Source organism: Aeromonas sp. R10-1 (genome assembly GCF_040908465.1).
GTDB lineage: Bacteria > Pseudomonadota > Gammaproteobacteria > Enterobacterales > Aeromonadaceae > Aeromonas > Aeromonas caviae.
Genome location: NZ_JBFODT010000017.1, coordinates 395,811 through 404,968, shown reverse-complemented (window position 1 = coordinate 404,968; position 9,158 = coordinate 395,811). Strand labels below are relative to the sequence as shown.

Annotated in this window: 9 protein-coding genes; 3 read left to right on the top strand and 6 right to left on the bottom strand. The window is 60.2% G+C overall.

Translation table 11 applies throughout. The features are described 5' to 3' along the window. Nucleotides 1–10: 10 nt before the first annotated feature. The 6 genes from AB5Y93_RS08715 to AB5Y93_RS08690 form a co-directional block, all read right to left on the bottom strand. Nucleotides 11–1,173, bottom strand: a protein-coding gene (locus AB5Y93_RS08715; RefSeq protein ID WP_368229181.1) for an IS3 family transposase whose coding sequence is annotated in 2 segments (ribosomal slippage) — nucleotides 11–918 and nucleotides 918–1,173 — 1,164 coding nt in all. Because the reading frame shifts where the segments join, the coding sequence is not laid out codon by codon here. A gap of 1,098 nt (nucleotides 1,174–2,271) precedes the next feature. After that, nucleotides 2,272–3,258, bottom strand: a complete 987-nt coding sequence (locus tag AB5Y93_RS08710; RefSeq protein ID WP_029313511.1) for a YafY family protein — start codon at nucleotides 3,256–3,258, stop codon at nucleotides 2,272–2,274. 286 nt (nucleotides 3,259–3,544) lie between these two features. Continuing rightward, nucleotides 3,545–3,931 carry a SirB2 family protein gene (locus AB5Y93_RS08705; protein ID WP_039040394.1) on the bottom strand — a complete coding sequence of 129 codons (387 nt, stop codon included), beginning with the start codon at nucleotides 3,929–3,931 and terminating at the stop codon, nucleotides 3,545–3,547. After that, on the bottom strand, nucleotides 3,928–5,784 hold the full coding sequence (locus AB5Y93_RS08700) for a monovalent cation:proton antiporter-2 (CPA2) family protein (protein WP_010672573.1): 1,857 nt from the start codon (nucleotides 5,782–5,784) through the stop codon (nucleotides 3,928–3,930). The genes AB5Y93_RS08705 and AB5Y93_RS08700 overlap by 4 nt, the downstream gene beginning before the upstream one ends. Nucleotides 5,785–5,854: 70 nt before the next feature. Further along, the gene (locus AB5Y93_RS08695) at nucleotides 5,855–6,454 is read right to left on the bottom strand and encodes an NAD(P)H-dependent oxidoreductase (RefSeq protein WP_010672574.1); all 600 of its coding nucleotides are present in this window, start codon (nucleotides 6,452–6,454) and stop codon (nucleotides 5,855–5,857) included. Between the two features lie 59 nt (nucleotides 6,455–6,513). Further along, a complete protein-coding gene (locus AB5Y93_RS08690; RefSeq protein ID WP_368229180.1) occupies nucleotides 6,514–7,356 on the bottom strand; it encodes a LysR family transcriptional regulator in 843 nt (280 codons plus the stop codon). Nucleotides 7,357–7,496: 140 nt separating this feature from the next. On the opposite strand from AB5Y93_RS08690, the gene AB5Y93_RS08685 reads away from it, so the two are divergent. From AB5Y93_RS08685 to AB5Y93_RS08675, 3 genes are all read left to right on the top strand, one after another. Further along, on the top strand, nucleotides 7,497–8,219 hold the full coding sequence (locus AB5Y93_RS08685; protein WP_151027538.1) for an SDR family oxidoreductase: 723 nt from the start codon (nucleotides 7,497–7,499) through the stop codon (nucleotides 8,217–8,219). Between the two features lie 76 nt (nucleotides 8,220–8,295). Continuing rightward, the gene (locus tag AB5Y93_RS08680; RefSeq protein ID WP_048208852.1) at nucleotides 8,296–8,619 is read left to right on the top strand and encodes a hypothetical protein; all 324 of its coding nucleotides are present in this window, start codon (nucleotides 8,296–8,298) and stop codon (nucleotides 8,617–8,619) included. Between the two features lie 45 nt (nucleotides 8,620–8,664). Then, a complete protein-coding gene (locus AB5Y93_RS08675; protein ID WP_368229179.1) occupies nucleotides 8,665–9,096 on the top strand; it encodes a DUF411 domain-containing protein in 432 nt (143 codons plus the stop codon). The last annotated feature ends 62 nt before the right edge of the window (nucleotides 9,097–9,158 follow it).

Here is a 9,158-nt window from a genome sequence, read left to right as displayed (position 1 = left end):
AGTGTAGTGGTCAACTAAATCCGGACACACAGTTAAGCCGATTTTCGGCCTCTGCTGGCGGTATCCCATCATTGTGTTGATGCGGGCGCCGCCAGTTGTAGTAATCCATCAGGTAGTAGCTGATATCCCGCTTGGCTTCCCGCAGGCTCATGTACCCCGTGGTCGGAAGCCATTCCGTCTTGAGGCTCCTGAACAGCCGCTCCATCGGCGCGTTATCCCAGCAGTTGCCACGCCGACTCATGCTCTGGGTCATGCGATAGCGCCACAGCCGTTGCCGAAATACCCGGCTGCCGTATTGGCTGCCCTGGTCGGAGTGAAACAGCACGCCAGACGGGCAGCCCCGTTGCTGATACGCCATGTCGAGCGCTTTCACGGCCAACTCAGCATCAGGCCTGCCGGACATCGCCCAGCCCACGACCCGTCGGGTGTGGAGGTCGAGCACCGCGGCCAGGTAATGCCAGCGGCCACCTGCCCATACGTAAGTGATGTCGCCGCACCACACCTGATTGGGTTGCGGGGCAGCAAATTCACGCGCCAGATGATTGGGAATATCCGGTCGTTCAGACCGCACGACCTGATAACGATGAGCTCCCGGTTGTTTGGAGACCAGCCCGACCTCCTTCATCAGACGACGCACCTTGAACCGGCCAATCTGATGCCCCAGTGCCCGCATCATTGACATCAAGGCCCGGCTGCCAGCTGAGCCTCTGCTCTCTTTGAACAGACACCGTAACTCACTTCTCTGCTGCCCCCGTTCACGGTTAATTGTGCGCCTGCGAGCCAGATAGTCGTAAAAACAGGCGGTTGGTATACCGAAAGCGCAACAGACCAGGGTGGTGGGGGCTTGCTCCCTTAATCGGTCTATCAGCGCGTACGTTCGAGTTCGTCCGCCATCAAGAGAGCAGTAGCCTTTTTTAGAATGGCCTTTTCGCGTTCAAGCCGGTTGATGCGGGCTTCCAACTCCTGAATTTTTTGCTGCTCAGGGGTCAGCGCCCGGTTAGCAGGTGTAGCGCCACTTCGTTCTGATTGAAGTTGCTGAACCCATCGACGCAGCACGGTTTCGCCGACATCCAGTGAACGGCTGGCTTCGGGGACTGAATAGCCTTGGTCGAGCACCAGGGATGCGGCTTCCAGCTTGAACTCGGCAGTAAATGAGCGACGTAATCTTGTCATTGAACACCTCAAATAATGGTGGCGACTGTACCACCTAAAACGGTGTCCGGGATGATTAGACCACTACATAGTGGATGTCGCTGAGCATAGACGAGGGAGGGCGCAGGAAAGGCAAGGGCGCTACTGAGGCTACATCTGATGGCTATACAAACAGATTATTCAGGATGCAGGTGATATCTGGTAAGAGCGTGATGTTGGAGGATCGCTCAGGCTGATTCCATTTTCTGTTGTGTCGCGGGCATGGGGTTCACAAAAGAAAAGGGGACAGCAGATGCTGTCCCCTCAAGTCATTTCGTCCATTCCCTGAACTGCCATGCTCCCTGCAATCCTTGACGCTATCCTTTCCTTTGGAAATTCCCCTTCCCAATCCGTTGGGGTGTCCTGTGGCCTTCCTAGCCTGGCAATCTGTCCTGATTGCTTCACCCTCTCCTTCCTGGAGGTGTCCATTACCACATCCCGTGGTGTTCCTGCGTCATCCTGACTGATAACCATCCTGGCTATCACGCTTCATCTTGAAGCTGTTCCTGACCGCGTCTTGCGGTGTCCTTTCATCCTTGATGAGCGACAATCCGTGCCACTCAACCTCATCCCCAGGTATCCAACTACCGCATCCTGCGGTTGTCCTGTCGATCCTTGTGATAACCATCCTGGCTATCAACCCCATCCCGAGGTGTTCCTTGCCCACATCCTGCAGGCTATTCCTTGTTTATGCGCTGTTTCTGCATCCTGCCGAATCAGCTCGTCCTTGTGAGACCCATACTAAGGCAATTGCAGGCTCGAACAAGGTGTGCAATCGGATTGAGCTCCGTGACATGTGGTGCAGAAATGGGCTGGTGTGGAATATTGTTTATGTTTATCAGTTATTTAGATGGTTTCCGTGGAAAGCATACCCAGTGCGGGATGGCTTCACGTACGGTTCAACACTGAGGGGTCTTACAGGGGGAATGGCAGATCTCTTACAAGCAGAAATCGGTAGGAAAACGATGGTACAGCCGCTTCAATCAGGGGTGTAAGAGTTCAAAATTAATTGAATACTTATGCTTTAAAAGTAGACAAAAGCCGAGATAAATCTCGGCTTTGTATTGTCTGCTGGTTTCTTTAGCTGACCCTTGTCCCAGGAGTCGGGTAGGCCTTGCGCAGTGATTCGGGTGCAAGCACCTCCAGGTTGCCGCTCATGTTGTTCAGCCAGGAGCGGAACTCGGGCGTATCCTGCACTTCGGTCTCCACCACCACGCTGCGCTTGTCGTAACGGGTCATACGCGGGTTATGTCCCGGGATTTGTCCATCGATCAGGGTCGGGCAGTTGGCATCGATGCGCCCGACGAAGCGGATCGGACCGCTGACGTCCTGATAACCCTGGTCGCGGATCAGCTTCTGGATATTGAAGTCCTTCGGCTGGGTCGCGCTGAAGTTGGTCAACTCCACGTTCTTGATGTGATCGAACGGAATGCCGTAGACCTTGGGATCCAGCTCGGACAGGGTACAGAGCAGGATGGGGCCATCGGGCTGGTTCAGGATGCCGAGGGGATTGATGCGGTCATAGCAGAGCCAGACAGTACGCTCCTTGATGACACGCTGGATCTCGGCGCTGAACTTGCGGCCACGCCAGAGGGCGTCGCGGATCAGGGTGCTGCGGCGGATCTCCGGATTGCCAGCGAAGGGGCGAGGTGACTGGTGCACGCTCTCCAGCCAGCGCTCGGCCAGTTCGCTCTGGCTGTCGCGGATCACCTGGCCAGCCTTGTCGATCAGCGGGTTCAATTCGGTCAGCACGCTTGCCGGCAACAGTTGGCTTGCCTGGTCGCTCCAGGTTTTCAGGGCCACTGCCAGCGAGAGCGGCATGATGTTGGCAAAGTCATTGAGACCATGGCGCTCGAAGCACCAGCCATGAGGCTTGCTGCGCTCATCGGAGGTGAGGTCGAACAGTCCCATGCCGGACATCTCTTCCAGGTCCCGTTGCACGGTACGGAGACTGACGTGAATGCCTTCCTCTTCCAGTTTTACCTGGAGTTGGCTGGCGGTCAGCTTGTAAGGGCGGTGCGGGATGCAACGCGCCAAGGTCAGTTGTCGTAACAGCTTCTTACTCATGGTGCATGCCTTCACTGGTTTAGCGTTGAGTGTATCCTAGCCATGGACTGCGACAGTCTATGTCGCAAGTTTTGCTGCGACAACTGTCGCCATTTTCATACATGAAGAAACAAAGCATTGATAAATAAAACAAAATAACAATGGAAAGGGGTTTTTTGAGCCCTTTTTTTATTGAAAGCAAGCCTTGCGAGAATGCTCGCGACCAGGGTGACTGGAAGGAAATGGAAGCAGTATGGAGGGGGAGGTGGGAAGGAGGTGAGGGACGGGCCCCCACCTCGACACGTCGTTATGCCAGCCAGGACCAGGCTGATTTGGTGATGGCTGCGCCCACCATGTAGCCGAATACTGCGAGAGCGGCCACTCCGGCCACCAGCTTCTGACCGCGGGCAGGACGCTTGAGCGCCATGACGCCCAGGCCGATGTAGATCACCAGGGCAATCAGCTTGGCCATCAACCAGGGCTGCTGGCCAGGGCTCATCTGCAGGGTCACCGCCAGCAGCACGCCAAACAGCAGCAGGAAGGTGTCGTTGATGTGGGGCAGCACCTTCAACCATTTCTGTTGCAGCCGCCCGCTACCCGCCAGCGCCAGGCTCCAGCGGTAGAGGAAGAGCAGCAGGCTGACCAGGGCCAGGGTCATGTGAAGGTGTTTGAGCATGGGGTAATAGGCAATCATGTTGCTTCCTTGTCGTTGTCGGGCAGACCGCTGTTCCATTGATGGGCGTGGGTACGCTCCTGTCCTTCCTGATCGTCTTGCAGCAGGTCGGAGAGGATGTCGCGGTATTGCAGGCTCTTGTTGATATAGGTGTGCTCGTCGTCCAGGTAGTTGACCTGTTCCCGCAGCAGCCGGTTGTCATACTGCTTGAACATCTGTCCCGCACGCCAGGCCTGATTGGCCCTGAACCCCAAGAGGGTGAGTGCTTCTACTCCAAGATCCACGGCCGATCCCAGGGTTTCGCGGTGCACGCTGTCTATCCCGTGGCGCAGGATCTCGTGGGCATGGGGTCTGTCCTGGGCACGGGCCAGTATTCTGAGGTGCGGGAAGTGCTTTTTCACCATCTCGATCACTTCGAGGGAGGTGGCCGGGTCATTGAGGGAGAGCACCAGCAGTTTGGCCTTGTGGGCGCCGGCCGCGTGCAGCAGATCGAGTCGGCTGGCATCCCCATAAAACACCTGGTAGCCGTACTTTCTCAGCATCTCTATCTGGCTGGCATCCTGCTCCAGGATGGTGGTGCCAATACCATGGCCGTGGAGCAGACGCCCCACTATCTGACCGAAGCGACCGAAGCCGGCGATGATGACCGGGTGTTCCACCAGCTCGGGCTGTTCGTGTTCGGGGGTGTCGCTCTGGTTGCGGTAGTCGAACCAGGGCTGGATCACCCGATCGTTGAGGATAAGCAGCAGCGGTGTCAGCGCCATGGAGAGGGCGACGACCAGAGTCAGCAGTGAGATGGTGCTGCCCGGCAGCACCTTGTTCTGGGCGGCGAACGAGAACAGCACGAAGGCGAACTCCCCGCCCTGGGCAAGGGCCAGGGCGAAGGTCCAGCGTTGGTTCGGGGAGAGGCGAATGACAAAGCCGAGCCCCATCAGCACCAGCCACTTGAGTACCATCAGACCGATCACCAGTGCTGGGATCAACAGGGGATGGGCGGCAAAGAGGCTGAAGTCGATGCCGGCACCCACCGACATGAAGAAGAGGCCGAGCAGCAGCCCCTTGAACGGCTCAATGTCCGCTTCCAGCTCGTGGCGGTATTCGCTGTCCGCCAGTACCACGCCGGCGAGGAAGGAGCCGAGGGCGGGGGAGAGGCCGACGGATTCCATCAGCACGGCGATGGCGATCACCAGCAGCAGGGCGGCAGCGACGAAGATCTCCCGCATGTGGGACTGGGCGATGGCGCGAAACACCGGCCGCATCAGGTAATGACCACCCAGCACGATGCCGGCGATGGCGGCCACCACCAGCAGGCCGTGCTGCCAGCCTGCCAGCTCTGAGCTGCCGCTGCTGGCGACCGGTGCGATGGCCAGCAGCGGCAGGATCGCCAGAATGGGGATGACGGCGATGTCCTGGAACAGCAGCACGGCGAAAGCGGAGCGGCCGCTCTCGCTCTGCATCAGTTTGCGCTCCTGCAGGCTCTGCAGCACGATGGCGGTGGAGGAGAGCGCAAGAATGAGACCTATGGCGAGCCCCTGCTGCCAGGGCAGACCCAAAAGATAACCCACCCCGGTCAGGGCGACACTGGTGAGCAGCACCTGCAGGCCACCGGTGCCGAGGATGGGCCCTTTCAGTTGCCACAACAGGGCCGGGCGCAGCTCCAGACCGACCAGAAACAGCATCAGCACCACCCCGAACTCGGCGAAGTGCATCACGTCTTTCTGCTCGCCCACCAGACCAAGCAGGAAGGGACCTATGATGATCCCCGCCAGCAGGTAGCCAAGGACGGAGCCCAGCCCCCACCGCTTGGCCAGCGGGACGGCGATCACCGCCGCCGAGAGGTAGATCAGGGCGTCAAACAGCAATCCATGTCCCATCAGCGGCTCCTCCTTAACATGATGAATGCCGGTGAGGGCTGGCCGGGCCTGCGCCCGGATCGAGTGTGTGTCATGGGAGTACCCCCAGCAGATCGCGCAGATAGGGGCTCTCGGCCAGCTGGGCCGGGGTCAGCTGCTCGTCACGCAGGGCGCACAGCAGTTGGCGATAGTCCTGGCCGCAGCGGCGCAGCGCCTCGGGATCCTCGAGTTTGTGGAAGGAGTGCAGCACGAAAGGGGGCAGCCAGCGCATGCCGCACAGCTGTGCGGTCTGCTGGAAGGGGAGCAGGAAGTCGAGCAGCGGGCGCTGGTTGTAGCCGGCGCGGCAGTAGGATTCGGGGCCGCCCCCCGTGGTGATGGCGCTGAGCCACTGCTTGCCGCTGAGGGCGTGGGCCTCGGGGCCGTAGGCATAGCCGTACTCCAGCACCAGGTCCATCCACTCTTTCATGATGGCCGGGCAGGAGTACCAGTAGAAGGGGTGCTGGAAGACGATGATGTCGTGCTCCGCCAGCAGGGCCTGTTCCCGTTTCACGTTGATGAACATGTCCGGATAGCGCTGGCAGAGATCGTGCAGGGTGATCCCCTCCAGCCCCTCGATGGCGTGCAGCAGTTGTTTGTTGGCCCGGGAACTCTGTAGCGCCGGGTGTGAAAAGATGACCAGAATGCGTTTCATGGGATTCCTGAAGAGGGTCTGCTGCCGGCACATGCGACAGACTGTGAGCTGAAACGTTATCAAGAAGCTCCCTGGCCCGCCAGTTCCGGGATCAGTGTGCGCAGCGCCGGATTCAGGGTCTGGTGGGCGGGGTAGCAGAGGCCGATGCGGCGGAACATCCGGGGGCCGCTCACGGGCAGGGTGCACAGGCCCGCTTCGTCCTCCACCAGCCCGTCGGGCAGGAAGCTGATGCCCACTCCGGCCAGCACCAGCGCCATCACTAGCCCCTTGCTCTCGGCCTTGGCCACCAGATTGAGGGTGAGCCGGTCACAGGCCAGCAGGCCTATGGTTTGCTGATGGGCTTCGCAGGGGGGACACTCAATGAAATCATGGTGTTGCAACTCAGCCAGCTCGATACGCGCCCTGCCCGCAAGAGGGTGTCCCCTGGGAACGCACAGCACGTACTCCTCTTCCCAGAGCGGCAGGAAGATCTCGTCCTCCCGGCGCAGGGCATCCAGGGTCAGCCGGCAGTCGGCCGGAGTGCCGTAATCGGAGAGGGTGAGATCCAGCTCGGGCAGTACCCCCTGCACCCGCCGAAGCAATCCCGCCAGCCGACGGCGGCTGAGGTCGGGCATGATGGCCATGTTGAGTCTCGCACGCGTCGCCTTCTGGCGAAACAGGGTCGGCAGGCGACGCGCCTCTTCCACCAGCTTGACGGCGTGGGGATAGAGATAGTGGGCCGGATCCTTCGCTTCCACCCCCTTCTTGCCCCGGATGAAGAGGCTGTCCCCCAGGCTCTCTTCGAGCTGGCGAAGGCCGGCGGAGAGGGAGGGTTGGCTCACGTGGCAGCGGGCTGCTGCCGCCGTGATGTTCTTCTCTTCATAGATGGCGATGAAGAAGCGCAGCAATCTCAGGTCCAGCATGGGGATACCATAGTTAATTCAGATGATAACCAGCGGAAAACTATATTTATCGCCGATGGATGTAGCGACTATAGTGACTGGGTCCCGTGCTGGCCAGCCCTTGTTTGACGCCCATTTCAACGCATCAGAAGGAAAACTCCATGTCCAAGTCCCTCGTGGTGATCACCGGCGCGTCCGCCGGGATCGGTGCCGCCATTGCCCGCGCCTTCTCCGCCGCCGGCCATCCGCTGCTGTTGCTGGCCCGCCGGGTCGAGCCCATGCAGGCGCTGAACCTGCCCGATACCCTCTGCATCGGGGTCGATGTCACCGACACCGCCGCCATGAAGGCCGCCGTGGCGCAGGCGGAGGCGCAATTCGGCCCGGTGGGATGTCTGGTCAACAATGCCGGCGTCATGCTGCTGGGACAGGCCGACGTGCAGGATCCCGCCGAGTGGCAGCAGATGCTCAACATCAACGTGATGGGGGTTTTGAATGGCGTGCATGCGGTACTGGCCGGTATGAAGGCCCGCCGCAGCGGCACCATCATCAACATCAGCTCCATCGCCGGTCGCAAGACCTTCCCGAACCATGCCGCTTACTGCGCCACCAAGTTCGCCGTTCACGCCCTGACCGAGAATATCCGGGAAGAGGTGGCCGATGTGGGCGTGCGGATGGTGACCATCGCTCCGGGCGCGGTGGAGACCGAGCTGCTCAGCCACACCACGGACGAGAGCATCAAGGCGGGCTATCACGACTGGAAGGATCAGATGGGAGGCGTCATTGCACCCGAGGTGATCGCCGACGCCGTGCTCTACGCCTGGCTCCAGCCGGCCAACGTCTGCGTGCGGGAGATCGTGCTGGCGGCCACCCGCCAGCAACCCTGATGCAGACGGGGGAGGGGTTGACCCTCCCCCTGGGCCAAGGGTTACCATAGGCCCTCTTTCGTCATTGAGTCGTCTCATGGTCCTGACCCGTCGCCAACTCGCTCGCGCCCGCCGCTGGCTCCCCCTGTGGAGTCTGGTGCTGGTGCTGATGTCGTTTGGCAGCCGTGCGGCCGCCGATCTCTGTACCCTGACGCCCCATTGCAGCCAGAGCGAGCGTACCCTGGAAAAAGCCATGCCCTGCGGCAGCTTCACCTCGGCGCTCGCCATGACGGTGCTCACCAGCGACAGCCTGACGGTTGCCCGGCTTGAGCCCGACAGGCCGACATTCCTCTCTCCCTCTCTGTTCATGCCGGAGGCGCCCCTGGAGCGTCTCGAGCGTCCGCCCCGTCACCACGGCTGAGTCGAGTTTCCCTTTCCGGGCATTTCTTCTTAACCGAGGTGAGATATGTACAAGTCCCTGTTACTGGCCGTGCTGGCCGGTACCGTCAGTTTTTCTGCTCTGGCAACCGGGCAGATGACCGTCTACAAGTCCCAGTATTGCGGTTGCTGCAAGACCTGGATCAAGCACATGGAAGAGAACGGCTTTGAGGTCAAGGTCGTGGAAACCGAGCAGCTTGACCCGATCAAGCAGCAGCATGGCATCACCCCGCAGCTGGCCTCCTGCCACACCGGGGTGGTGAACGGCTATGTGGTGGAGGGGCATGTGCCCGCTGCCGACGTGCAGAAGCTGCTCAAGGAAAAACCGGCGATCCGCGGTCTGACCATTCCGGGGATGCCCCAGAGTGCGCCGGGCATGGATATTCCGGGTCAGCCCTATCAGGTGCTGAGCATCAGTGACGAGGGCGCGACCAAAGCCTGGTCGAGCTACCCCGGCTGATGGATGCTGACCGTGAGCAGACACACTTCCATCATGTGAGGCACACCTGAGCGAACCCGTGT

Coding starts and splice junctions, on each gene's coding strand:
- AB5Y93_RS08710 (WP_029313511.1), bottom strand. CDS start 3,258: ATGAGTAAGAAGCTGTTACGACAACTGACCTTGGCGCGTTGCATCCCG.
- AB5Y93_RS08705 (WP_039040394.1), bottom strand. CDS start 3,931: ATGATTGCCTATTACCCCATGCTCAAACACCTTCACATGACCCTGGCC.
- AB5Y93_RS08700 (WP_010672573.1), bottom strand. CDS start 5,784: ATGGGACATGGATTGCTGTTTGACGCCCTGATCTACCTCTCGGCGGCG.
- AB5Y93_RS08695 (WP_010672574.1), bottom strand. CDS start 6,454: ATGAAACGCATTCTGGTCATCTTTTCACACCCGGCGCTACAGAGTTCC.
- AB5Y93_RS08690 (WP_368229180.1), bottom strand. CDS start 7,356: ATGCTGGACCTGAGATTGCTGCGCTTCTTCATCGCCATCTATGAAGAG.
- AB5Y93_RS08685 (WP_151027538.1), top strand. CDS start 7,497: ATGTCCAAGTCCCTCGTGGTGATCACCGGCGCGTCCGCCGGGATCGGT.
- AB5Y93_RS08680 (WP_048208852.1), top strand. CDS start 8,296: ATGGTCCTGACCCGTCGCCAACTCGCTCGCGCCCGCCGCTGGCTCCCC.
- AB5Y93_RS08675 (WP_368229179.1), top strand. CDS start 8,665: ATGTACAAGTCCCTGTTACTGGCCGTGCTGGCCGGTACCGTCAGTTTT.